This window comes from Roseomonas sp. HF4, assembly GCF_005222755.1.
GTDB lineage: Bacteria > Pseudomonadota > Alphaproteobacteria > Acetobacterales > Acetobacteraceae > Neoroseomonas.
Map to the genome: position 1 here is coordinate 70,455 of NZ_STGD01000003.1, position 21,534 is coordinate 91,988.

Here is a 21,534-nt window from a genome sequence, read left to right on the forward strand (position 1 = left end):
TTGACCGCCCCGCGCGGGGGCGCGAGCCTTGCGCCGGGACGGAACACGCGCGGAAAACGGCAGGCCACAGCCGGAGCCCCCTTCATGCCCATCGCTGACCCCGAAACCGAATTCGACATCGCGCTGGCGCGCGCCGGCCTCACCGTACCGCCGGAACGCCGTGCCGCGATGTTTGAGGGCTTCCTCGCCTGGCGGGTGATGCGCGCGACGCTGGCCGAGCCCCTGCCGCCCACGACTGAGCCCGCCTTCGGCCTGCGCCAGAAGGCCCCGCGATGACCGCGCCGCTTCCCGGCCTTGCCGAGGCCTCGCGCGCCATCGCCGCCGGCACGCTCTCCCCTGTCGCGCTGACCGAGATGGCGCTGGCGCGCATCGCCGCCCTCGACCCCGCGCTGCATGCGTTCATCGAGGTGACCGCGGAGCGCGCGCGCGCCGCCGCCCGGCAGGCCGTGGCCGAGATCGCCGCCGGGCGCCGCCGCGGCCCGCTGCACGGCATCCCCTATGCGCTGAAGGACATCTACGACGTCGCCGGCATCCGCACGACCTGCCATTCGCGGCTGATGCTGCAGAACATGGCGCATGAGGACGCGGTCACGACCGCGCGGCTCGAAGCGGCGGGGATGGTGCTGCTCGGCAAGCTGTCGACCCATGAATTCGCGCGCGGCGGCCCGACCGACAGCCTGCCCTTCCCCAATGCGCGCAACCCCTGGGACCCGCTGCGCTTCGCGGGCGGGTCGTCCTCGGGTTCCGGCGTGGCGGTGGCGGCGGGCATGGTGCCGCTCGCGATGGGCAGCGACACGGCGGGCTCGATCCGCCTGCCGGCCTCCTATTGCGGGATCGTCGGGCTGAAGGCGACCTATGGGCGGATCAGCCGGCGCGGCGTCTTTCCGCTGTCCTTCACGCTCGACCACGCCGGGCCGCTGGCGCGCACGGCGGAGGATTGCGCCATGGCGCTGCAGGTCCTCGCCGGCCATGACCCGGAGGACCCGGGCTCGGCCGACGAACCCGTGCCGGACTACCTGGCCGGGATCGGCGCGGGCATCGCGGGCGCCGTGATCGGCCGGGCGCGCGCCTACGACATCGAATCCGGCGTGGATGCCGAGACGATGGCGGCGCTCGATGCCGCCTGCGACGCGCTGCGCGGCCTTGGCGCCACGGTCATGGAGGTCGGCCTGCCGTCGCGCGCGCGCACCGACGCCTGCACGCAGACCATCCTGCTCGCCGAGGGCTTCGCCATCCACCAGCAGTGGCTGCGCGATCGGCCGGAGGCCTATGGCCGCGTGACGCGCGAACGCCTGATGATGGGCGCCTTCGTCTCCGGATCCGAATACGTGCAGGCGCAGCGGCTGCGCCGGGTCGTCGCGGCGGAGGTGGATTCGGTTCTTGCACGGTGCGACGCGATCCTCTGCGCCGGCAGCACCTCGGCCGCGCCGCTGCTGGAGGAGGTGGACGAAGGCCCGTTCCGCCGGTCGCACCCGGTCACGGCTGCCTTCAACAGCACGGGGCATCCGGTGCTCGCGATGCCCTGCGGGTTTGGCGCGGGCGGCCTGCCGCTGTCGCTGCAACTGGTTGGCCGATCCTTCGGGGAGGCCGACCTGCTGCGCATCGCGCATGCCTATGAACGCGCCGCGGGCTGGTGGGAACGCCGGCCGCCGCTCGGGTAGTGAGCCTTCGTGTCCGCGCGCCTTCCCGGCACCCTTGACCCGCGCGCCCTCCCGGCGCGACCCTCACCCCCGCGAGAGCCCGGCCGCCGGCCGCGGACCGGGCCGAATCCGAGGAACGCGCCCATGCCGCTGACGCTCAAGGCCCTGCACCCGCTCTTTGTCGCCGAGGCGACCGGCGTCGACCTGCGCCAGCCCCTGCCGCACGGCATGGCGGACGACATCCACCGCGCGATGGACACCTACGCGGTACTGGTCTTTCCCGGCCAGGCGCTCGACGACGACCAGCAGATGGATTTCGGCCGCGCGCTCGGCACGCTCGAGCCGACGCGCGGCGTGGTGGACGCGCACAGGCACCGCCTGAAGCACCAGGAGATGAACGACATCTCCAACCTCGACACCGACGGGACGCTGCTGGCTGCCGACGACCGGCGCCGGATGTTCAACCTCGGCAACCGGCTCTGGCACTCGGATTCCTCGTTCAAGGCGACGCCCGCGCTCTATTCCATGCTGCATGCGCGCGTGATCCCGCCCGAGGGCGGCGAGACCGAGTTTGCCGACATGCGCGCCGCCTGGGACGCGCTGCCCGAGCGGACGAAGGCGAAGGTGAAGGACCTCACGACCTGGCACTCGCTGATCTATTCGCGCGCGCAACTCGGCTTCGATGCGTACACGGAGGAGGAGAAGCGCGCCTTCGCCCCGGTGCCGCAGCGGCTCGTGCGCCGGCATCCAGGCTCGGGGCGCGTGTCGATCTACCTGTCTTCCCATATCGGGCGCGTGGAGGGGATGCCGGTGCCCGAAGGCATGGCCCTGATCCGCGACCTGATCGAGCACGCGACGCAGCGCGACTTCGTCTACAGCCACCGCTGGAAGCAGCATGACCTCGTGATGTGGGACAACCGCTGCACGCTGCACCGGGCGCGGCCCTTCGAGGACGCGACCTACCCGCGCGACATGCGCCGGGTGACGCTGCAGGACGTGGCGCCGACGCTGGAGCAGGCGGCGGCGTAGCGCGCCGTCACGCTCCGCCTTCCGTCGGCCCTGGCCCGAGGCGCGGCCAGGCGTCGGGCGGCAGGTGGGGCGGCAGCCCCTCGGCCGTGTTGCGCCGGCCTGGTGCGGATCGCCGCGGCCGTGGCGCCCGGCTCGCGCAGCAGCGCGGCGGAGGATTGGCGAGACGCGTTGAGCGCCGCGTAGCGCAGCAGTTCCTCCGTCTGCTCGACCGGCATCGCGTCGAGCCGCGCGGCACGACGGCCAGCGCCGTAGATCACGCCGATCCGGTAGCCGACCGGCTTGACGCAGCGTGCTACGCCGATCCCACACAGCACGATGGCGTGCGGGCGCAGGTCGTACAACTTGCAGCCGCCCCAGAATCCGAGACTGCGCGGCTGCTGCGCGGCCTTCAACGCCGCGCGGGAGGCGTAGTAGGCCAGCCGGTCGAGTTGCCGGGCGACGAAGCGCATCAGGTCACGCATGGATCGACGTCCTGACCCCGAAGGCGGGAGCAGTCAGTAGTAGAAGCCGGCGCGCAGGAAGACCTGGTGCCGGCTGAAATCGGCGAAGTCCACGTTCGCGTCGCGCCGCGTGAAGCGGTAGTCGAGGCCAACCGCGATGTTCTGCGTCAGCCGGTACCGCACGCCCGCCGAGGCGTCGTAGTAGTCGTCCGTGCGGACCACGCCCACGAAGTCGCTGACGCCCCAGGACGCGCGCAGGATGCCGGTCAGGTTCGGCATCAGGCGCTGCTCGTAGCGCAGCCCGACGACGGAGTAGACGTAGCCGGCGGCACCGGGCAGCGTCGTCTCCTCGATCGAGCGGTCGGCATAGGCGACGAGCAGCGTGCCCGGCCGCGGCCGCCAGCGGAGCGAGAAGTTGAAGGCCGGCGTCTGGATGTAGCGCAGCAGCGGGTCGTCGTAGTCCTGCCGCATCAGACCGGCGAAGACCTCGCCGGTCAGGGTGGGATCGAGCCGGTAGCGCGCGCCCATGCCCACGCGCCAGCCGGAGGAGGACCGCCGGAAGCCGAAATCGTCCTGCGTCTGCTCGTAGTGGCGGAAGTCGCCCAGCGCCTCGACGAAGGGCTGGATGAAGGGGTCCGCCTCGTAGCGCGCGAGCACGCCGGCGGTGGTGCGGGTGCGGTCTCGGTCGGCGTTGTTCACCGGGCCGAAGGGCGTCGTCGAATCCTCGTAGACCAGGCGCTCCACCGCGGCGCCGACCCGTAGCGCGACATTGCCGATGCGCTGCCCGACGCCGCCATAGGCGCGGTAGTCGTAGTACTCGACCGGGCTCTCGCCAAAGGCCACGGAATCGGGCGTGCCGCGATCCTCGTGGTCGCGGGAGGCGAGCGCGCCGAGATAGATCTGCGTCGTGTCCGTGATGTCGAGCCGCGCCTCGGCGTCCACGCGCCAGTCGAGCGTGTTCTCACTCGTGTAGGTTGCGTAGTTCGTCCAGTCGAGGCCGCCGGAGACGGCGAACCAATGCCGGTCGAGGTTGGATTCGAGAGCCGCGCGCGGCGAGACGACGGTCACGAAGTCCGCCCGCGGCGACCGCCGCGTCGCGAAGGCGTTGCTGTCGTAGTAGGCGGCCGTGTCCACCGAGGGATAGAGCGTGAAGGCGCCGAGGCGGATGCCCTCGAGCGCGCCCGGCGCACCGGGGCTCGCGGCCGGCGCGGGGCCGGATGGCGCGGGCGCCACGCTCTGCGCGTCCGCGCGCGCGAAGCCTTCCACCTCGGCCGTCACGGCGGCCTCGACCGCAGGCCGCACCGGGGCCGGCGCGGCGCCCACGATCGTACGCGTAATGGAGCGGTAGACCGGCAGGCTGGCACCGACGAAGCCGCTCACCTGCTGTGCCGCGGCGCGCGCCAGCCCGGCGGCGGCGTCCGGCGTGGCGACGAGGGAGGGATCGCGGCGGATCGCCTCGTTGAGGGCGCGGAGCAGGCCGCCCGGACCGTCGGTCGCGCCCGTGCGCAGCGCGGCGCCGACGGCGGCGGGGGGCTGCGTCTGGGTCGCGCCGGGCAGGGGCGTCGTGGCCAGGACCGCGGCGCAGGCGGCGAGCAGGGCGAGGCGATGGGGTGTCACGACAGGTCCTTCTGGTCTGCGGCGGTCGCGAATCGCGGATACAGAATGTGTGAATATAATATTTGATGCAGTTTAACCTCATCTGCCCGGGGCGAGAGGGGCTCCAGGATGCAGGCGGGAGGGAACTGTTGCCGCAGAACCATGGTGTGGGTTTCCGGCTGTCCCGGCCGGGCGGCCCTGGGCGGCCGCCGATGGAATGCCGGCTGTGCGAGGTGCGGCGGCTCGCGCTGTTCCGGCCCTTCGCGGGCCAGGTGCTGGAGCGCCTCGGTCGCCTGCGGGCCGGCACGCGCGAGGTGGCGGCCGGCGCCCCGATCAGCAGCCCCGGCCTCGCCGACGGGCACCTCTACACCGTCTATCAAGGCTGGGCCTTCAGCTTCCGCCTGCGCCCGGATGGACGGCGCCAGATCCTGGACTTCCACCTGCCCGGAGACCTGCTGGGCACCGAATCGCTCGCCGTGCCGAGCACGGAGATCGGGCATGAGGCGCTCACCCCTGTGCTGCTCTGTGCCTTCCGCCGCGACGTGCTGCTCAAGGCCGTCCATGACGAGCCCGCCTTCGGCGAGGCCCTGTCCTGGATGACGGCGCGCGAGGGGGCGACGTTCGCTGAGCGGCTGGTCTCGCTCGGCCGCCGCAAGGCGAGCGAGCGGGTCGCGCACCTGCTCCTCGAATTGTGGACGCGCCAGCGCTGGCGTGACGGCGGGTCCGCCGTGCATTGCGCCTTCCCGCCGACGCAGCGCCACCTTGCCGACGCGCTCGGCCTCACGCCCGAGCACGTCAACCGCGCCATGGCCGAACTGCGCGAGGCCGGGCTGATCGAGACCCGCCGCCGGCGACTGCTAGTGAAGGATCCGGAACAGCTCGCCAGGATCGGGGACTGGACCGACACATACCTGACACCGCGCCCGCTGTTCTGATCTGAGTTCAGAACGCGCCCCAGGGCGCCGCGGCACATTGATCTGGATCAGCCGGACGACCGACCTTTCCGCATGCCGGTGCGGCGGATTTGCGGGGCGGCATTGCGGCAGATCAATTCCGGATCTTGCCGAATATCGTATGTAAGAAACATGCGAAATATAGCCTCAGGCTCCGCGCGTCGGTCGGCAGCACGATGGCAGGCCCGCCTTCCGGCGGTCGTCGCCGTGGTTGCGGTCACGTCCTGCGCGCAGGCCGGCCCGGTGCTGAGCCCGGCCGCTTGGTGCGACGGCTTCGAGCGTGGGCGCCTCGGCATCGCCGGGCGCATGGAAGGCGTGAACCTGGTCCGGCTACGCGCCGCTGAGGCGCGCGTCGCGCCCAGCATCGCGGGCACCCGCGCGGTCAGCGGCGTCTCGCTGCTCGGCGGCTACCAGGAGGAACTCGAGCGCACGCGGCCGGACACCGGCACGGCGGCGATCTTCCTCGCGACGGCCAGCGCGGTGTCGGTGACCTACGACCTGGTCGCCGAGGTGAACGGATTGCTCTGCGTCAGCACGAGCACGGCGCAGGCGCGGCGGATCGCCGCCGCGGCAGCCGACGCGCAGCGCGAGATGCTGGCCGAGGCCCGCCGATGACACACGAAACGGAGGAGACGATGCCAGGCACCGAAAAGACACCGTTCGGGCGCCGTGCCCTGGTGGCGCTGTTGGCCGGCACGGCGATGGCCGGGCTCGGCGCCCTCGCCGCCACTGCGGCCGAGGAGGGCGGCGGCCATTCCGGTGGCAGCAGCGGCGGTGGCCATTCGGGCGGCAGCAGCGGCGGCGGCCATTCCGGCGGCGGTGGCGGCGGCGGCCATTCCGGCGGGGCGGGGCCCGGTGGCGGGCAGGGCCGGGCGCCCGGCTGGGCGGGCCGCGGCGCTGGCGGGCAGGGCGGAACGCATCACGGTTCCGAGCGCGGCGGGTATCGCTACGGCCGCGCCGGCGGGCGCGGCGGCGAGGGCGACGACCACGACCATGGCGAGGAGGGCGGCACCGACCGTGGCCGGCCCGGGCAGCCCGGAGCGGAGATCGTGACGCAAACCGCGCCCACGCTGACGGATTCCAGCCCGTCCGGCGGCCTGCTCCCCGGCATCGTCGGCGGCTCGGGCGGCGGCGAAGACTTCGTTGCGACAGGCCGCGGCAGTTGGGCCGTGGACAGCAGCGTGCTCAGGCGATGACGGCGAACGGCGCTGACAACGCATCACAATCCAGCAAGGACAGGACAAGTCGCATGACGAATCTCAGGACCCAGTTGAAGGCGGGTGTCGCCGCGGCGGCGCTGGCGATCGGCCTGTTCGCGGCCGCGCCCGTGCTGACCGGCAACGGTGACGGCGCCGCCTGGGCGCAGGGCCAGGGGCAAGGCCAGGGCCAGGGTGGCCGCGGCGCGGGTGCCGGTGGCCCCGGTGCTGGCGGTGCTGGCGGCGGCGGTGCCGAGAGCCGCGGCGGCGGCCAGGGCGGCCGCGCCGGCACGGCGGCGGCGCCGAGCGGGCGCGGCAGCGAGAGCGGCCAGCGCGGCCCGTCCTCCGACAGCGACGGCACGCCGCATCGCGGCCAGCCTGCGGCGGGCGACCGTGGCGGCCGCCCCGTCTGGGCCGGCGACGGCGCCCTTCCCGTGGTCGAGCTCGGCCGGCTTAATGTCTCGCGCGCGCCGGTCCGCGTGCTCGAATCCCGCTATGCGGAACTGCTGACCAACTGGGCGACGATCGGCACCACCAGCATGACGCTGGGTGGCGTGACCTACACGGTGGCCGAGCTCTACAGCCTGCCCGCGGCGCAGTTCGCCGCCCTGCTCCAGAGCTACTACGACCAGATCACGCGCATCGACTCGCCGCTCGAGAATCTCGGGCTGCTGCGCACGATCTACCTGAACCCGACGAACATGCTCCCGGGCGTGACGCCGGCCTCGACCAACGACCTGGCGGCGATCGCCATCGCCAGCGCGTCGGACAAGACCGTCCCGGTCACGAACGAGACGGTGATCGCGCTCAGCACGATCCTCGGGCTGAACATCCTCGCCTCCGACGTGCCGACCATCGCGGCCGCCGCGCTGCTGGTGCAGCAGGCGATCATCGCCGGCCACGGCTGAGATACCTGCCCCCGGGACCTCCCGGGGCACGTGACTGCGAAGGGCGCATGGGTGCATCCCATGCGCCCTTCGTGCATCCGGGCGCCCGCAGCCTTCCCCGCGCCGGCATCCGGTGCGACATAGGCCGAGGCGCTTGACGGAGGCTCTGCCCATGGACCGGTTCGATCTCATCCTGAAGGGCGGGCATGTCGTGATGCCCTGGGGCGTGGAGGAGGCCGACCTCGCCATCCGCGCCGGCCGCATCGCCGCGATCGGCGACCTGCGCGGGGCCGAGGCCGCCGAGGTGGTGAACTGCCGCGGCCTGCACGTCCTGCCCGGGCTGATCGACCCGCATGTGCATCTGCGCGACCCCGGCGACGCGAAGGTCGAGACCATCGCGACCGGCACCAAGGCCGCGGTGCTGGGCGGCCTGACGGCGGTGTTCGACATGCCCAACACGGCGCCCGCCATCACCGATGTCGCGCGGCTCGATGCCAAGCGCGCCGGGCTCGCGGGCGTCGCCTGGTGCGACGTCGGGCTCTATGTCGGCGCGACCAAGACGAACATCGCGACGCTCGCGGACCTCGAGCACCAGGCCAATGTCTGCGCGATCAAGGTCTTCGCGGGCAGCAGCACCGGCGACCTGATGGTGGAGGACGACGAGAACCTCGAGCGCGTGATGCGCGCCGGGCGGCGGCGCATCGCCTACCATTCCGAGGACGAGTACCGCCTGCAGGCCCGCAAGCCGATGTTCACGCCCGGCATGCCGCACCGCAACCACATGGAATGGCGCGACGTGGAATGCGCGCTGCTGGGGACGCGCCGGCTGATGGCGCTGGCCCGCCGGACGAACCGCCCCGCTCATATCCTGCACGTCTCGACCGCCGAGGAACTCGACTACCTGAGCGAGTACCGCGACCTCGCGACCTGCGAGGTGCTGCTGAACCACCTGACCCAGACCGACGAGGCCTATGACCGGCTCGGCGGCTATGCGGTGATGAACCCGCCGATCCGCGACGCGCGCCACCTCGAGGCCGCCTGGGCGGCGGTGCGCGACGGGCGGGTCGATTGCGTAGGCTCAGACCACGCGCCGCATTCGCGCGAGGCGAAGGAGCGTCCCTGGCCCAATACCGCGGCGGGGCTGACCGGCGTGCAGACCATCGTGCCGCTGATGCTCGACCACGTGAGCGCCGGGCGGCTCTCCCTGCCGCGCCTGGCCGACCTGATGGGCACCGGGCCCGCGCGCGTCTATGGCGCGCTGAACAAGGGGCGGCTTGCGGTCGGCTACGACGGCGACGTGACGGTCGTGGACATGAAGCGCACCCGCACCATCGAGGAATCCTGGATCGTCTCGCCCTGCGGCTGGACGCCCTTCGCCGGGCACCGCTGCACCGGCTGGCCGATGATGACGATCATCCGCGGCCATGTCGTGATGCGGGAGGACGAGGTCCTGGGCGCCCCCGCCGGCCGCCCGGTCACGTTCGCCGACACGGCGCGCGCGTGACCGCCGAGGCCGTCGCGGCGGCGATCACCTCCCGCCGTTCGATCCGCGCCTTCCTGCCGACGCCGGTGCCGCAGGCGACGGTCGAGCGCATCCTCGACATCGCGGCGCGCGCGCCGTCGGGGACCAACATGCAGCCCTGGCGGGGCTACGCGCTGGCCGGTGAGCCGCTGCGGCGGCTCTCGGCCGCGCTGGCCGCCGAGGCGCTGGCGGGCACGAAGCAGGAAGGCGAATACAAGTACTACCCGGACGCCTTCTTCGAGCCCTACCTCTCCCGCCGCCGCAAGGTCGGCTGGGATCTCTACGGCCTGCTCGGCATCGCGAAGGGCGAGGCGGAGAAGATGAAGCGCCAGCACGCGCGCAACTTCGATTTCTTCGGCGCGCCCGTCGGGATCGTCTTCACCATCGACCGGCGGCTCGAGATCGGCTCCTGGCTCGACTACGGCATCTTCCTCGGGAACGTCATGACGGCGGCGCGCGGCTTCGGCCTCGACACCTGCCCGCAGGCCGCCTTCGCGCCGCATCACCGCACCATCCGCGCGCATCTGCCTGTTCCCGACACGGAAGTCGTCGTCTGCGGCATGGCGCTGGGATACGCGGACCCGGCGGCGCCGGAGAACACGCTGGTGACGGAGCGCGTGCCGGCGGCGGAATTCTGCCGCTTCCTCGGATGGGACGGCTGAACACGACCAGGCCAGCAAGGCCGGGGGCGGGAATACCCCCGGACCCCCTCCTTTTTCTGTCGTCTGGCGCCGGCCCCGGCGGCCGGAGCCCGGTATCCAAAGAAAGGAGGGGGTTCGGGGGCGTTCACTCCCCCGACCTTCGCTCATGCCGCCGCTGACCGGCGCTGCGCTGTGGCTCCGCCTCGTCGTCATCGGCGCCCTCTGGGGCGCATCCTTTCCCCTGATCCGCTACCTCGCCTTCCATTTCCCGCCCTTCACGCTGGCGGCGGTGCGCGGCGCGATGGCGTCCGTCGCGGTGCTGGCCTTCCTGTGGTGGCGGCGCGAGCTCGCCGCCATCGACCGGCGCGTGGCGATGGGCGCGCTCGTGCTCGGCACGTTGAACGGCGTGCTGCCCAATACGCTCATGCCGCTGGCGCTGATGCGGATCGAGGCGGCGCCCGGCTCGCTCGTGCAGGCGGCGGGACCGCTGGTGGTCACGCTTCTGGCTGCCGCCTTCCTGCCGGGGGAGAAGCCGACGCGGCGCATGCTGGGCGGCGTCGCGCTCGGCTTCGCGGGGATTGCGCTGGTGGTCGGGCCGGGCGGCATGTCGGGCGGGTCGCTTGCCGGTGCCGCGCTGATCTTCTGCGCGACCTTCTCCTACGCGCTCGGTACCATCTGGATGCGGCTCAAGCCGCGCGGCGCGGCGGCGGCGCTGGCGCTTGGGCAGCAGGGGGTCTCGGCCATCCTGTCGGGCATGCTGGCGCTGGCGGTGGACGGCACCGGCGCGCTGGCGCAGCCGGCCGGCGTCTGGGCGGTCGCGGTGGTGCTCGCCATCCTCGCGACCGCGGTGCCGCTCACGATGTTCCTGGGCCTCGTCACCCGCGCGCGGGCGGCGGATGCCTCGATGGTCAGCTACCTGCAGCCGGTCTTCGCCACCCTGATCGCCGCCGCGTGGCTGCGTGAAGTGCCGTCCTGGCCGACGCTTGCCGGCGGCGCGGTGGTGCTGGCCTCGGTCTGGCTCGTGACGTCGCGCCGGTAGCGCCCTACAGCCCCAGGGCGCGCGCGAGCCCAAGCCTGCGCGCAATGCCGGACGCCGCCAGCGGCACCGTGACGCCGACGAACACCAGCAGCGGCAGGAGCGCCGGCGTGGCGATGCCGAACAGCTTCGTCATCACGATCCGCGTGCCGGCCAATGCCATGACATGCAGGACGTAGATCGCCATGCTGCGCCGCCCGAGAAATGCGAAGGCGGCGCGCAGCGACCCGCTCAGCCTGGCCGAAGCCGCCGCCACCGCCACGGTGCCGGCGATGGCCGCGACGGCTGACAACGGATGCCAGGCCAGCGCCGCGATGCCGCCGGCGCGCATCGCCGCGAAGGTCTCCGGCCCAGCGATCGCGACCAGCGCCGCCATCGTCGTTCCGCAGACCGCCATCGCGACGAGTACGATCCCGGCGACCTGCCGGTTCCCCAGCCCGGCGGGTGCGGCGATCCGGCCCCGCGCCCCCACCGCGCAGCCAAGGGCGAAATAGAGCAGCATCTTGGACGCGAGAGCCGGGCACGACCGGCATCCCCCCCGGCGCGCCCAGGAAGACGACCACGGCGACGCCGACGAGGCCCGCGGCGCCGATCAGCGGCAGCAGCAGGACCGCCAGCAGCTGCAGCACGAGCAGCACATACAGGAACCAGAACTGCGAAGGCGGCGAGACGAACACCATTCCGGCCAGCGCTCCGGGGAGGTCGTCGAGGGGCGCATTGACCAGGGTCCCGGCGGCGTGAATGACCAAGATCTGCGTGCTGCCCCACAGCAGGTAGGGCCAGGCCAGCGCGCCCAGCGACCGCTTCGCCACGCCCGCCCGTCCGCCTTCCAGCCGGTCCGGCAGGAACAACCCGGAGAGGAAGAAGAACAGCGGCATGTGGAACAGGTACATCGCCAGCATCAGCGGCCGGAACCAGTCGGTCTCCGGCCTGATCCCGGCATCGATCAGGCCACCGATCGCATGCCCGGCGACGACAAGGACGATGCCGATGCCCTTCGCCACGTCGATCCACGCGACGCGCGCCGCGGGTGCGGCCTCCCGGCCACCCGCGACGAGGGCCTGTTCGCCGAACCGGGATGCCTTCATCACATGCGACATGACCCGTTTGTCCGCCGCCTCTTCGCGCGGCCTCAAAGACCGGCAGGGAAAACTTCTGCGCTGAACGGCGCCCGCGCGTCGGTCAGCGTGCCTGCCCCTTGGCCGCCACGCGCGAGAAGATCCAGGCGCGCAGCGCCGGCGTCAGGGCCCCCGTGAGGCGCGCCATGGCGTAGGTCGGCCACGGATAGGCCACGCGCACCTGCCCGCGCGCGATGCCGGCGAGCGTGCGCCGCGCCGCTTCCTCCGCGTCCATGAGGAAGGGCATGGGAAAGGCGTTCGCGGCTGTCATCGGCGTGCGGACATAGCCCGGGCAGATCGCGTGCAGGCGGATGCCGCGGGCGCGTTCCGTCGCGTCCAATGCCTCCGCCCAGCGCTGCACCGCGGATTTCGTGGCGCAATAGGCCGGCGCGCCGGGGGCGGCCACGAAGGCAGCGAGCGAGGCGACGACGGCGACGCGGCCGCGCACCCCGTCGGCTCCCGGTGCCTGCGCCGCCATGGCGTCGATCGCGGGGAGCGCGGTGTTCAGCACGCCGGTCACGTTCGTTTCGAAGATCGCGCGCGCCTGAGCGGCCGGCTCCGTCGCGCCGCCCGTGCCGGCCGAGATGCCGGCATTGGCTATCACGAGGTCGAGCCGTCCGGCGCCGCCGATCCAGCCCGCCATGGCGGCGGCATCGGTCACGCTCAGCACCGCCGGGCGTACCTCGGCGCCTATCGCGCGGCAGGCGGCGGCGGCGTCCTCCAGCCGTGCGGCGTCGCGCCCCGACAGGTGCAGCGTCGCGCCGGGCCTGGCGCAGGCCAGCGCCAGCGCGCGGCCGAGGCCAGAGGAGGCGCCGGTGATCAGCACATGGTCCCAGGCTGCTTGCATCCTGCCCCTCCGCGGGGGAGAAGCGGCGCCATGGCCGCACATCCCCTCTCCTCCATGACCGGCTTCGCCCGCGACAGCGGAACGCTGCCGGACGGGTCCTCCTTCGTCTGGGAAATCCGTAGCGTCAACGGGCGCGGGCTCGATGTGCGGCTGCGCCTGCCGAACGGCTTCGACATGCTGGAAAGCCCGCTCAAGGAAGCGGCGGCGCGGGTGCTCAAGCGCGGCAATGTCTCGGCGACGCTGACCGTGAAGCGGGAGGATCGCGGCGCGGCCCGCCTCACGCCGGACCCCGTGGCGCTCGAACAGGCGCTCAGGATGGCGCTGGACCTGGCGGCACGCATCCCAGGCTGCCCGCCGCCGCGCGCCGAGGCCCTGCTGACGCTGCCCGGCGTGCTGCGCGCCGAGACCATCGAGCCCGACGAGGCGGAGGAGGAGGCCAAGCGCGCCGCCGTCGCCGCCGCCTTCGGCCGCGCGGTCGATGGCCTCGTCGCCTCGCGCCGGGCGGAGGGCGCCAAGCTCGCGGACATCCTGGGCGTGCTGCTCGACGAGGTGGCGGCGCTGCGCGACCTCGCGCAGGCCGAGGCGGCCGAGCAGCCGGCGCAGCACGCGGCGCGGCTGCGCGAGGCCCTGGCCGCGCTGCTGGAGGGCGAGCGCCGCGTGCCGGAGGACCGCCTGGCGCAGGAAGTCGCGCTGCTGGCCACGAAATCCGACGTACGGGAGGAACTCGATCGCCTGTCCGCCCACATCGCCGAGGCCCGCCGCATGCTCGCGAGCGGCGAGGCGATCGGCCGCAAGCTCGACTTCCTGACGCAGGAATTCGTGCGCGAGGCGAACACGCTCTGCTCGAAGTCATCGAGCACCGCGCTGACGCGCATCGGGCTCGAGCTCAAGGCCGCGATCGAGCGGCTGAAGGAGCAGTCCGCGAATGTCGAATGACGGCATCGCGCGGCGCGGCTTCTGCCTCGTGCTCGCGGCCGCGCCGGGGGCGGGCAAGACCTCCGTCTCCCGCGCGCTGCTCGAGACCGAGCCCGCGCTGTCCCTGTCGGTCAGCGCCACGACGCGCGCACCCCGGCCGGGGGAGCAGGAGGGCGTGCACTACTTCTTCAAGTCGCCCGCCGAGTTCGACGCGATGGTGAAGCGCTCGGAGTTCCTGGAACACGCGCATTTCCTCGGCCGCGCCTACGGCACGCCGCGCGCGCCGGTGGAAGCGGCGCTGGCGGCCGGGCGCGACGTGCTGTTCGACATCGAATGGCAGGGCCACCGCCAGATGATGGCCATGCTGCCCGAGGACGTGGTCGGCGTGTTCCTGCTGCCGCCCTCGCTGCCCGACCTCGAGGCCCGGCTGCGCGGCCGCGGCCAGGACAACGAGGTCGAGATCGCGCGCCGCATGGCCGTGGCGCGGGAGGAGATCGCGCACTGGGACGAGTTCGACCACGTGGTCGTCAACCGCGACTTCGCGCAGACGGTCGCGCAGGTGCGCGCCATCCTGCACGCGGCGCGGAGCGAGCGGCGCCGCCAGCCCGGCATGGCCGAGTTCATCGCGCGGCTCCTGGCGGGCTGACGCTTGGGCGTCATCCTCGAGATCGTCGCGCCCGTCTTCGTCATCGTCGCCCTGGGCTGGATCGCGGCGCGCCGCCGCCTGGTGGACGAGGCGGGCTTCCGCGGCCTCAACGCCTTCACCTTCAGCCTGGCGGCGCCGGCGCTGCTGTTCGCTGGCGGCACGTCGGGCCACGTGGGCGGCGGGCCGGCGGCCTTCGCCTTCTTCGTCGCCTCGACGCTGTTGTATGGCGCGGCGCTCTGGTTCGCCGTGCGGCGGCTCCGCCTGCCGCTGGGGGAGGGCGGGCTGTTCGCGCTGAACTGCACCTTCGGCAACACGGTGATGATGGGCATCCCGCTGATCGCGGCGGCCTATGGGCAGGCGGGGCTGACCATCCTGGTCGCGATCCTGGCGCTGCATTCCATGGTGCTGCTGGGGCTGGCCACGGTGGTGGCCGAGATCGGACTGCACCAGCACGCCCCCTGGCGGCGGGTGCTGGCCGCGACGGTCGGCGGCGTGGCGCGCAACCCGATCGTGATGGCGGTCCTGGCCGCGCTGGTCTGGAGCACGCTCGGCCTGCCGGTGCCGCCGGTGGTCCGGCGCACGCTGGACCTGCTGGGCGCGGCGAGCCCGCCGGTCGCGCTGTTCTGCCTCGGCGGCTCGCTGGCGGCCTTCCGCATGGGGGGCGCGCTCGGGGAGGTCGCCTGGGCGACCGTGCTGAAGCTCGCGGCGCTGCCGCTGCTGGTCTGGGGGCTTTGCCTGCTGCTCGGCCTGTCGCGGCTGGAGGTCGCGGTGGCCGTCACGACCGCGGCGCTGCCGACCGGTGCCAATGCCTTCCTGCTGGCGCGTCGCTACGCCACGGGGGCGGAGCGGTCGGGGGCGACGGTGCTGGTCTCGACGGTGGTCTCGGTCTTCACCCTCGCGATCCTGCTGGCCTGGTTCAGGGCATAACGCCGGGTGGCGCCGCCCGGCCCGGCCGGTGCGGCCGCGACACCGCGCGCAGCCGGGCCTCGCCACCCTCGAGGACGACGCGCCAGGCCTCGGCCGGTGCTTCGGGCGAAGGGTGCCAGGCCAGCGCGGCGTCGCGCGCGAAAACCTCCTCCGGGTCCGAGACGCCGGCCGGGAGCGCACCCAGTTCCCCGAGCGGGCGCCAGTCGAGCCTCACCGTCCCGGGCAGCGCCTTTCCCGACGGTGCGAAGGGATAAGCGAGCGCGGTCGCGCGCATCCTCTCGAGCGGCAGGGTCTGGCGAGGCGCATCGACGTCGCCAAGCTGGCGCCGCATCCGGTGCAGGTGGAAGGAAGCGCCCGGCGGCGCGTGCCGGACGTCCGCGGCGCCACGCGACCCGAGCCCGGCCTTGACCGCAAGCTGCCACCCGCTGCGCACCGGCACGTGGTCGAGCCAGCCGAGATCGCACTGCGCGACCAGGCGCAACCCGGTCGCGCCATGACTGCCGAGGCCGATGGCCAGTGGACCCTTCGCCTCGCGCCAGCGGCGGGAGACGGCGACCTTTCGCGTCTCGCTCCAGGGCTCCGGCAGGGCCTCCATGCCGCCCGCGACTTCGAACCGTGCGAATTCCTGCGCGGCGAGCGGCCAGAGGTTGCGCCAGCGCCAGATCCCGGCGTCGCACTCCGGCTGCAGGCGCGCGAGCAGGTCGGCCCGCGTCGCCACGGCCGGGAATTCGTCGGCGTCGAGGGGAAAGACCCAGTCCGCGCCGAGCGAAAAGGCCTGCTCCACCAGCGCGGACACGACGAGGTCCTGTGTCCGTGCCCGGTGCGGGAAATTCCACCAGGTCAGCGGCATCTGCTGTGTGGCCGCCGCCAGTATCTCCCGCGTGCCATCCACCGAGAGGTGGTCCGCGACCAGCACGCCGTCGAACAGCGCGGCGCAGTGGCCGAGGAACTGCGGCAGGATATCCGCCTCGTTGCGGATCATGGAAACGGCAAACAGGCGCATCGCGGCTCGCCCTGAATGGTGCGTCGACCTTGCCGCACGCGGCGGAGCCTGTCGCGCGCCACGAAAAAGGGCGCCAACCTTGCGGCAGGCGCCCTGCTTCGGTCGGCGGCGCGCCGTCAGGCCGCGCGCAGCGCCTTGGACAGGTCGACGACGCTGGCGTCCACCAGCGCGGCGTCGGCCGCGGCGTCGTGCGTCTCGGCAATCACGGCGCGCGCTGCCACGACCGCGATCTCGGCCGCCGCGTTCCGCACATCGGCAACCGCGCTGGCTTCCGCGGCGGCGATGCGGTCCATGGCCATGCGCTCGCGGCGCTTCGCGGCGGCCTCGGCCTCGGCGGCGGCGGCGATGGAGAGGCGCTCGGCCTCCTCGCGGGCACGCGCAAGCAGTTCGGCGGCCTCGGCGGCCGCGGCGGCGCGCTCGGCCTCGGCGGCGATCAGCATCTGCTCGGCCTGGGCGCGGAGATCCGCGGCCTCGGCCAGCTGGCGGCGAATACCATCGGCCTTGCCGTCGAGCGCCCCCGTCAGCACGCCCCAGATCTTCCTGCCCAGCAGGGCGAAGAACAGGACGAAGGAGACGGCAACCCAGAACTTCGGATCGGACATCAGGCCCTCCCGCTCGCTTCGAGGGCACGACCGACCGCGACATCGACCTTGGCGCGGTCGGCGCGGCCCACGAGGCGCGCGACCAGCGCCTCGGCCGTGTCGGCGGCAACGCCCCGGATGGCGCCCATCGCTGTGGCGCGGGCGGCGTCGATGCGTGCCTCGGCCTCGGCGACCTGCGCGGCCAGCCGGGCGTTCAGCGCGGCCGACTTGGCGTCGCTGTCGGCCTGCGCGGCCTGCACGGCGCTGGCCACCGCCGTCCGCGCCTCGGACCGCGCGGCCTCGGTGGCGGCGTGGTGGGCGGACATGGCGGCGTCGGCCTCCGCCTTCGCGGCCTGCGCGGCCTCGAGGTCGGCGGCGATGCGGCGGTGGCGCTCCTCGATCACGGCGCCGACGCGCGGCAGCGCGACATGCGTCATGAGGTACACCAGGGCCGCGAAGATCAGCAGCTGCCAAACGATCTGGCCGACCAGCAACCGCCCCTGCTCGGGGTGGCTGAAGGCGAGCTGCGGCATCCCCTCGACGGGCACCGCCGAGGAACTCGCTGCCATCGCGATGGTGGGCAGGGTGGCGGCCAGGGCCGCCAGCAACATCACTCGGCGCATCGCCGTCGTCTCCTCGCCTGCATGGCCCGGGCACGGGGCGCCGGGGCCGGCCCGCATGCCCCGCCGCGCCCGGATGGGCGGGCGGGGCAGGGGATCAGGCGAACAGGATGAGGAAGGCGATCAGCAGCGCGAACAGCGCGACCGCTTCCGTGAGCGCGAAGCCCAGGATGCCGATCGGGAAGACCGCGTCGCGGGCCGCCGGGTTGCGCGCCACGCTGGTGATCAGCGAGGAGAAGATGTTGCCGATGCCGAGACCCACGCCGAACAGCGCGATGACGGCGATACCAGCCCCGAGGGCCTTTGCAGCGGCGACTTCCATGATACTCGTCCTTCCGTCTTTACATGGAGGTTCTGTACGTACGCGTGTGCAGATGCACCCCGGTCACATGGCGGGTCAGTGCAGGTGCACGGCGTCGTGCAGGTAGATGCTGGTGAGGATCGCGAACACGTAGGCCTGCAGGAAGGCCACCAGGAATTCGAAGCCCACCAGGGCAATGTTCACCGCGAGCGGCATGGCGGCCACGAAGGGGCCGACCGCGCCGAGGCCGCCCAGCAGCACGACGAAGGTGGCGAACACCTTCAGCATGACGTGGCCGGCGACCATGTTCGCGAAAAGGCGGACCGAGAGGCTCACCACGCGGGAGAAGTAGGAGATGACCTCGACCGGGATGATGATCGGCGCCAGCCACTTGGGCGCGCCCTCGGGGAAGAAGTAGCTGAAGAAGTGCATCCCGTGGATGCTGAGCGCGACGCCCGTCACGACCACGAACACCACGAGCGCCAGGGTCAGCGTGACCATGATGTGGGAGGTGAAGGTGAAAGCGTAGGGCAGCATGCCGAGCATGTTGCCGAACAGCACGAACATGAAGACCGAGAAGACGAAGGGGAAGTACTTCCTGCCGTCGTCGCCCACCTGGTCGCGCACCATGCCGGCCACGAATTCGTAGGCGCTCTCGCCCAGCGCCTGCAGGCGGCCGGGGACGAGTTCGCCGCGGTCGGCCGTCGCCTTCATCAGGTAGAAGGTCAGCGCGACGGCCACCACCATGAACAGGTTGGACTGGCTGAAGGACACGGCATCGCCGAAGATGCCGAGCACCGGCGAAAGCTCGAACTGGCTGAGCGCGTCGATCGTCTTGCCTTCAACGGCCACCGTCTGGTCTCCCGTCCGTCACTGCGCGCGCGGTCGCTTCCGGGGACTGAACAGGCGATAGACGTTCATCACCCCGGCGGCGCTGCCCATGACGAAGAACACCAGGAAAAGCCAAGGCCAGGTGCCGAGCCACCGGTCGAGCAGAAAGCCCAGTCCGATGCCGACCACCAGGGCCGAGAACACCTCGACCCCCGCCCGAACGCCGATTCCCCAGGGACTTTGCGGCAACTGGCCCTGCCCCCGCGGGGGCTTGTCCAGGCCCTCGCGGGCCCTGGCCTGTCGCAACCTATCCTCGAAACCGTTGCGTTCGTTCACCTTAGCTCCCTGGCGGGACCCCGCCGGAAGGCAGGCCGCGCTTTACGGGCCGCCCCCCTGCCTGTCAAGCGCATGACGCGGCGCAGCATCGCCCGGGACGATCAGGCGGCGCTGGTCAGCGCCTGGCCACCGGCCGCGCCGCATGCGGGCTCCGGCGCGGCCGCGGAGCCGGCCATCAGCGCGAGCGCCTTCGCCGGCATGGGCCGGCCGAGCAGGAAGCCCTGCGCCTCGTCGCAGCCGATCTCGCGCAGCCGCGCGAGCTGCTCCACCGTCTCCACCCCCTCGGCCACCAGGCTGGCGCCGAGGCCGTGCGCGATCCGCACCACCGCGTCCACGATCCGTTCCGTCCGCGTGCTGCTGCCTAATCCCGCGACGAAGGTGCGGTCGAGCTTGATGACGTCGAAGGGCAACTGCTGAAGGTAGCCGAGCGAGGAATACCCGGTGCCGAAATCATCCAGCGCCAGCCGCACGCCGAGCTCGCGAAGCCCCGCGAGCGTCGCCGCCGCGGCGCCGGGGTCGCGGATGAAGACATCCTCCGTCACCTCGAGCTCGAGCCGGTCGGCGCGGCCTTCCTCCAGTTCCAGCGCCTCCCGCACCAGGGCCGAGACCTGGCCGGACACAATGTGCCGCGCCGAGACATTGACCGCGACCCGGACATCGATCCCCTCCGCCCGCCATGCCGCCTGCTGCCGGAGGGCCATGCGCAGCGTGTGGCGGACGAGCCTGAGCGACAGGCCGGCGGCCTCGGCGGCCGGGATGAAGCGATCGGGCGGCACCGCCCCGCGCACCGGGTGGCGCCAGCGCAGCAGCGCCTCGCAGCCGGCGAAGCGGAGGTCGGCGACGCGGAACTTCGGCTGGTAGTCGAATTCGAAGGCGCGGTCGGCCAGCGCCTGCTTGACGTCGGCCTCGAGCAGCCGGCGCTCCGCCTGTTCCGCCGCCATCGCCGCAGAGAAGCGCAGCGACCGGCCCCGCCCCGCGCCCTTGGCGCGGTGCAGCGCGATGTCCGCCCGCTGCAGCAGCGCGAGCCCGTCCGCGCCGTCCGCCGGCGCCATCGCGATGCCGATGCTGGCCCCGGCCTGCACCAGGGCGCCGTCGATGCCGAAGGGGGCGGTCAAGGCGCGCACCAGGCGAGCGGCCGTCTCCTCGGCCTCGGCCTCCGAGCGGAGCCCGGACTGGATCACGGCGAATTCGTCGCCGCCGAGGCGCGCCAGCAGGTCGCCGGGGCCGAGGCAGCCACGCATCCGCCCGGTCGCGGTCAGCAGCAGCGCGTCGCCCGCCGCGTGGCCGAGCGAATCGTTCACGTCCTTGAAGTTGTCGAGGTCCACGAGGTGCAGCGCGACCGGCGCGCCGTCCGCGAGCGCGCGGCTCAGCGCGCGCGTGAACAGCATCCGGTTGGCGAGGCCGGTCAGGGAATCGTGCTCGGCCATGTAGCGGATCTGCTCCTCCGCCGCCTTGCGCTCCGTGATGTCGATGCCGATGCGCACGACGGCCGAGATCGCGCCGCCTTCCTCGCCGACCGGCGCGGCGGTCGTGAGCAGGGTGCGGCGGGTGCCGTCGCCGGCCTCGGCCTCGGTCTCGCGAAAGGGCAGTTGCGCCCGCGCGGCAAGCGCGGTGGCGATGTCGCGGCCCTCTCCGTCAGCGTCGCCCGGCAGGCGGCCGAGCAGCCGGTCCTCCGTGGTGCCTCGGAATGCCGCCAACGCCCGGTTGGCCAGGGTGAAGTGCCCCTCCCGGTCATGCGCCGAGACCATGACGGGCAGCGCATCCACCACCACGCGCAGCAGCCGTTCCGACCGCCGCGCGCGGTCCTCGGCGGCCGCGGCGCTCGCGAGCGTGCGTTGCGCCCGGCGCCAGAGCCAGAACAGCAGGCCGCAGAGCAGCGCCATGCTGCCCACGAGCCCGAGGGTGCTGATCGCGAAGGTGGCCTGCAGCCGGCGCAGCCCGAGCGACGCGGCCTCCGCCGTCAGCTGGCGGTCCTGGTTCAGCGTACGGTGCGCCTCGGCCAGTTCGGCGATCGTCGACGCGGCCAGTTCCTCTGCCTCCGCGAAGGCCGCCGCATTGCCCGCCGTGACCGCCGGCAGCAGTGCCTCGACCCGCGAGAGCCGCGTGAAGATCGCGGGCAGCGCCGCGCGCACCTGCTCGATCGCGGGATAGGTGGTCGCGCCCTCGCGCCCGGCGTCGAGCAACAGCAGTCGGCTCCAGAGGATCTCGAAGCGCAGCGCCAGCTCCGCCCCGTCGTCGTCCAGATGCTGCGCGCGGTAGAGTTCCGCCCGCAGGCGCTGCGCCTCGGTCAGCGCCTGGCTGCTCTCCCAGAAGCCCATCCGGTGGCCGTTCGACTCGAGATCCGCCTGATGCAGCAACTGGCTGCCCGAGACCAGCAGCGAGGCGATGAAGACCAGCGCCGCGGCGGCGAAGCCGGCCAACGGGATCAGGGACCGCGACCGGATGCCGGTGCGGGTCATGGGCTGTGCG

At 72.7% G+C, this 21,534-nt stretch carries 25 protein-coding genes and 1 pseudogene; 14 read left to right on the forward strand and 12 right to left on the reverse strand.

Annotated features, from left to right (window positions below; all coding sequences use genetic code 11):
• The first annotated feature begins 84 nt into the window (after positions 1–84).
• The 3 genes from E8M80_RS05910 to E8M80_RS05920 all read left to right on the forward strand — a co-directional run bounded on the left by E8M80_RS05910 (position 85) and on the right by E8M80_RS05920 (position 2,669).
• Positions 85–276 (forward strand): hypothetical protein, encoded by a 192-nt coding sequence (locus tag E8M80_RS05910; RefSeq protein ID WP_137124750.1) that lies wholly within the window; start codon positions 85–87, stop codon positions 274–276.
• Positions 273–1,661 (forward strand): amidase, encoded by a 1,389-nt coding sequence (locus E8M80_RS05915; RefSeq protein WP_137124751.1) that lies wholly within the window; start codon positions 273–275, stop codon positions 1,659–1,661. The genes E8M80_RS05910 and E8M80_RS05915 overlap by 4 nt, the downstream gene beginning before the upstream one ends.
• Before the next feature lie 123 nt (positions 1,662–1,784).
• Positions 1,785–2,669 (forward strand): TauD/TfdA family dioxygenase, encoded by an 885-nt coding sequence (locus E8M80_RS05920; RefSeq protein WP_137124752.1) that lies wholly within the window; start codon positions 1,785–1,787, stop codon positions 2,667–2,669.
• Here the strand turns inward: E8M80_RS05920 and E8M80_RS05925 are convergent.
• A complete protein-coding gene (locus tag E8M80_RS05925) occupies positions 2,600–3,130 on the reverse strand; it encodes a hypothetical protein (RefSeq protein WP_137124753.1) in 531 nt (176 codons plus the stop codon). The two genes, E8M80_RS05920 and E8M80_RS05925, sit on opposite strands and share 70 nt — an antisense overlap.
• 33 nt (positions 3,131–3,163) lie before the next feature.
• Positions 3,164–4,726: an outer membrane beta-barrel protein gene (locus tag E8M80_RS05930; RefSeq protein ID WP_170979212.1), complete on the reverse strand. Its 1,563-nt coding sequence runs from the start codon at positions 4,724–4,726 to the stop codon at positions 3,164–3,166.
• A gap of 191 nt (positions 4,727–4,917) precedes the next feature.
• Between E8M80_RS05930 and E8M80_RS05935 the strand changes: the two genes are divergently transcribed.
• From E8M80_RS05935 to E8M80_RS05970, 7 genes are all read left to right on the forward strand, one after another.
• Complete coding sequence (locus E8M80_RS05935; RefSeq protein ID WP_137124755.1) at positions 4,918–5,640, forward strand: Crp/Fnr family transcriptional regulator; 723 nt, start codon at positions 4,918–4,920, stop codon at positions 5,638–5,640.
• 225 nt (positions 5,641–5,865) lie between these two features.
• Positions 5,866–6,273: a hypothetical protein gene (locus E8M80_RS05940; RefSeq protein WP_137124756.1), complete on the forward strand. Its 408-nt coding sequence runs from the start codon at positions 5,866–5,868 to the stop codon at positions 6,271–6,273.
• Between the two features lie 20 nt (positions 6,274–6,293).
• Positions 6,294–6,854, forward strand: coding sequence for a hypothetical protein (locus tag E8M80_RS05945; RefSeq protein ID WP_137124757.1), 561 nt, complete (start codon positions 6,294–6,296; stop codon positions 6,852–6,854).
• 53 nt (positions 6,855–6,907) lie between these two features.
• Positions 6,908–7,762 (forward strand): hypothetical protein, encoded by an 855-nt coding sequence (locus tag E8M80_RS25765; RefSeq protein WP_170979213.1) that lies wholly within the window; start codon positions 6,908–6,910, stop codon positions 7,760–7,762.
• A 151-nt stretch (positions 7,763–7,913) separates the two neighbouring features.
• Positions 7,914–9,245: a dihydroorotase gene (locus E8M80_RS05960; protein ID WP_137124759.1), complete on the forward strand. Its 1,332-nt coding sequence runs from the start codon at positions 7,914–7,916 to the stop codon at positions 9,243–9,245.
• A complete protein-coding gene (locus tag E8M80_RS05965; protein WP_137124760.1) occupies positions 9,242–9,925 on the forward strand; it encodes a nitroreductase in 684 nt (227 codons plus the stop codon). The genes E8M80_RS05960 and E8M80_RS05965 overlap by 4 nt, the downstream gene beginning before the upstream one ends.
• Positions 9,926–10,070: 145 nt before the next feature.
• Entirely contained in the window at positions 10,071–10,943 is an 873-nt protein-coding gene (locus E8M80_RS05970; RefSeq protein WP_137124761.1) for a DMT family transporter, read from the forward strand.
• Positions 10,944–10,947: 4 nt separating this feature from the next.
• On the opposite strand, the gene E8M80_RS25770 is transcribed toward E8M80_RS05970, so the two are convergent.
• Together E8M80_RS25770 and E8M80_RS26995 are read right to left on the reverse strand one after the other, a co-directional pair.
• Positions 10,948–11,442, reverse strand: coding sequence for a hypothetical protein (locus E8M80_RS25770; protein WP_170979204.1), 495 nt, complete (start codon positions 11,440–11,442; stop codon positions 10,948–10,950).
• Between the two features lie 106 nt (positions 11,443–11,548).
• Positions 11,549–11,932: pseudogene (locus E8M80_RS26995) on the reverse strand (acyltransferase family protein); the annotation flags it as partial.
• Here E8M80_RS26995 and E8M80_RS25775 point away from each other — a divergent pair.
• Positions 11,817–12,104 carry a hypothetical protein gene (locus tag E8M80_RS25775; RefSeq protein WP_170979205.1) on the forward strand — a complete coding sequence of 96 codons (288 nt, stop codon included), beginning with the start codon at positions 11,817–11,819 and terminating at the stop codon, positions 12,102–12,104. The pseudogene E8M80_RS26995 and the gene E8M80_RS25775 overlap by 116 nt on opposite strands.
• Before the next feature lie 18 nt (positions 12,105–12,122).
• Here E8M80_RS25775 and E8M80_RS05980 read toward each other — a convergent pair whose 3' ends face one another.
• A complete protein-coding gene (locus E8M80_RS05980; RefSeq protein WP_137124763.1) occupies positions 12,123–12,905 on the reverse strand; it encodes an SDR family oxidoreductase in 783 nt (260 codons plus the stop codon).
• A gap of 30 nt (positions 12,906–12,935) precedes the next feature.
• On the opposite strand from E8M80_RS05980, the gene E8M80_RS05985 reads away from it, so the two are divergent.
• From E8M80_RS05985 to E8M80_RS05995, 3 genes are read left to right on the forward strand one after another with little or no spacing between them, the layout of a single operon-like run.
• Positions 12,936–13,841: a YicC/YloC family endoribonuclease gene (locus tag E8M80_RS05985; protein WP_240789915.1), complete on the forward strand. Its 906-nt coding sequence runs from the start codon at positions 12,936–12,938 to the stop codon at positions 13,839–13,841.
• Complete coding sequence (gene gmk / locus E8M80_RS05990; RefSeq protein ID WP_137124764.1) at positions 13,831–14,466, forward strand: guanylate kinase; 636 nt, start codon at positions 13,831–13,833, stop codon at positions 14,464–14,466. Before E8M80_RS05985 ends, gmk begins: the two co-directional genes overlap by 11 nt.
• A gap of 3 nt (positions 14,467–14,469) precedes the next feature.
• Positions 14,470–15,393, forward strand: a complete 924-nt coding sequence (locus tag E8M80_RS05995) for an AEC family transporter (RefSeq protein WP_137124765.1) — start codon at positions 14,470–14,472, stop codon at positions 15,391–15,393.
• On the opposite strand, the gene E8M80_RS06000 is transcribed toward E8M80_RS05995, so the two are convergent.
• From E8M80_RS06000 to E8M80_RS06030, 7 genes are all read right to left on the reverse strand, one after another.
• A complete protein-coding gene (locus E8M80_RS06000; protein WP_170979214.1) occupies positions 15,383–16,375 on the reverse strand; it encodes a glycosyltransferase family 2 protein in 993 nt (330 codons plus the stop codon). The two genes, E8M80_RS05995 and E8M80_RS06000, sit on opposite strands and share 11 nt — an antisense overlap.
• A gap of 137 nt (positions 16,376–16,512) precedes the next feature.
• Positions 16,513–16,998: a F0F1 ATP synthase subunit B gene (locus tag E8M80_RS06005; RefSeq protein WP_370287212.1), complete on the reverse strand. Its 486-nt coding sequence runs from the start codon at positions 16,996–16,998 to the stop codon at positions 16,513–16,515.
• Positions 16,998–17,600: a F0F1 ATP synthase subunit B' gene (locus tag E8M80_RS06010; RefSeq protein ID WP_137124767.1), complete on the reverse strand. Its 603-nt coding sequence runs from the start codon at positions 17,598–17,600 to the stop codon at positions 16,998–17,000. The genes E8M80_RS06005 and E8M80_RS06010 overlap by 1 nt, the downstream gene beginning before the upstream one ends.
• 94 nt (positions 17,601–17,694) lie before the next feature.
• The gene (locus tag E8M80_RS06015) at positions 17,695–17,919 is read right to left on the reverse strand and encodes an ATP synthase subunit C family protein (RefSeq protein ID WP_131546781.1); all 225 of its coding nucleotides are present in this window, start codon (positions 17,917–17,919) and stop codon (positions 17,695–17,697) included.
• Positions 17,920–17,994: 75 nt separating this feature from the next.
• Entirely contained in the window at positions 17,995–18,750 is a 756-nt protein-coding gene (locus E8M80_RS06020) for a F0F1 ATP synthase subunit A (protein WP_137124768.1), read from the reverse strand.
• A gap of 18 nt (positions 18,751–18,768) precedes the next feature.
• Complete coding sequence (locus E8M80_RS06025; protein ID WP_137124769.1) at positions 18,769–19,065, reverse strand: AtpZ/AtpI family protein; 297 nt, start codon at positions 19,063–19,065, stop codon at positions 18,769–18,771.
• Positions 19,066–19,166: 101 nt separating this feature from the next.
• Positions 19,167–21,524, reverse strand: a complete 2,358-nt coding sequence (locus E8M80_RS06030) for a bifunctional diguanylate cyclase/phosphodiesterase (protein ID WP_170979215.1) — start codon at positions 21,522–21,524, stop codon at positions 19,167–19,169.
• Between the last annotated feature and the right edge of the window lie 10 nt (positions 21,525–21,534).

Bases quoted from the DNA above. Each gene is read 5' to 3' on its own strand.
- E8M80_RS05980 (WP_137124763.1), bottom strand. From the start codon at position 12,905: ATGCAAGCAGCCTGGGACCATGTGCTGATCACCGGCGCCTCCTCTGGC.
- E8M80_RS05960 (WP_137124759.1), top strand. From the start codon at position 7,914: ATGGACCGGTTCGATCTCATCCTGAAGGGCGGGCATGTCGTGATGCCC.
- E8M80_RS06005 (WP_370287212.1), bottom strand. From the start codon at position 16,998: ATGTCCGATCCGAAGTTCTGGGTTGCCGTCTCCTTCGTCCTGTTCTTC.
- E8M80_RS05945 (WP_137124757.1), top strand. From the start codon at position 6,294: ATGCCAGGCACCGAAAAGACACCGTTCGGGCGCCGTGCCCTGGTGGCG.
- E8M80_RS05910 (WP_137124750.1), top strand. From the start codon at position 85: ATGCCCATCGCTGACCCCGAAACCGAATTCGACATCGCGCTGGCGCGC.
- E8M80_RS06010 (WP_137124767.1), bottom strand. From the start codon at position 17,600: ATGCGCCGAGTGATGTTGCTGGCGGCCCTGGCCGCCACCCTGCCCACC.
- E8M80_RS25775 (WP_170979205.1), top strand. From the start codon at position 11,817: ATGTGGAACAGGTACATCGCCAGCATCAGCGGCCGGAACCAGTCGGTC.
- gmk (WP_137124764.1), top strand. From the start codon at position 13,831: ATGTCGAATGACGGCATCGCGCGGCGCGGCTTCTGCCTCGTGCTCGCG.
- E8M80_RS05985 (WP_240789915.1), top strand. From the start codon at position 12,936: ATGGCCGCACATCCCCTCTCCTCCATGACCGGCTTCGCCCGCGACAGC.
- E8M80_RS06030 (WP_170979215.1), bottom strand. From the start codon at position 21,524: ATGACCCGCACCGGCATCCGGTCGCGGTCCCTGATCCCGTTGGCCGGC.
- E8M80_RS05915 (WP_137124751.1), top strand. From the start codon at position 273: ATGACCGCGCCGCTTCCCGGCCTTGCCGAGGCCTCGCGCGCCATCGCC.
- E8M80_RS25770 (WP_170979204.1), bottom strand. From the start codon at position 11,442: ATGCTGCTCTATTTCGCCCTTGGCTGCGCGGTGGGGGCGCGGGGCCGG.
- E8M80_RS25765 (WP_170979213.1), top strand. From the start codon at position 6,908: ATGACGAATCTCAGGACCCAGTTGAAGGCGGGTGTCGCCGCGGCGGCG.
- E8M80_RS06000 (WP_170979214.1), bottom strand. From the start codon at position 16,375: ATGATCCGCAACGAGGCGGATATCCTGCCGCAGTTCCTCGGCCACTGC.
- E8M80_RS05970 (WP_137124761.1), top strand. From the start codon at position 10,071: ATGCCGCCGCTGACCGGCGCTGCGCTGTGGCTCCGCCTCGTCGTCATC.
- E8M80_RS05925 (WP_137124753.1), bottom strand. From the start codon at position 3,130: ATGCGTGACCTGATGCGCTTCGTCGCCCGGCAACTCGACCGGCTGGCC.
- E8M80_RS06015 (WP_131546781.1), bottom strand. From the start codon at position 17,919: ATGGAAGTCGCCGCTGCAAAGGCCCTCGGGGCTGGTATCGCCGTCATC.
- E8M80_RS05920 (WP_137124752.1), top strand. From the start codon at position 1,785: ATGCCGCTGACGCTCAAGGCCCTGCACCCGCTCTTTGTCGCCGAGGCG.
- E8M80_RS05935 (WP_137124755.1), top strand. From the start codon at position 4,918: ATGGAATGCCGGCTGTGCGAGGTGCGGCGGCTCGCGCTGTTCCGGCCC.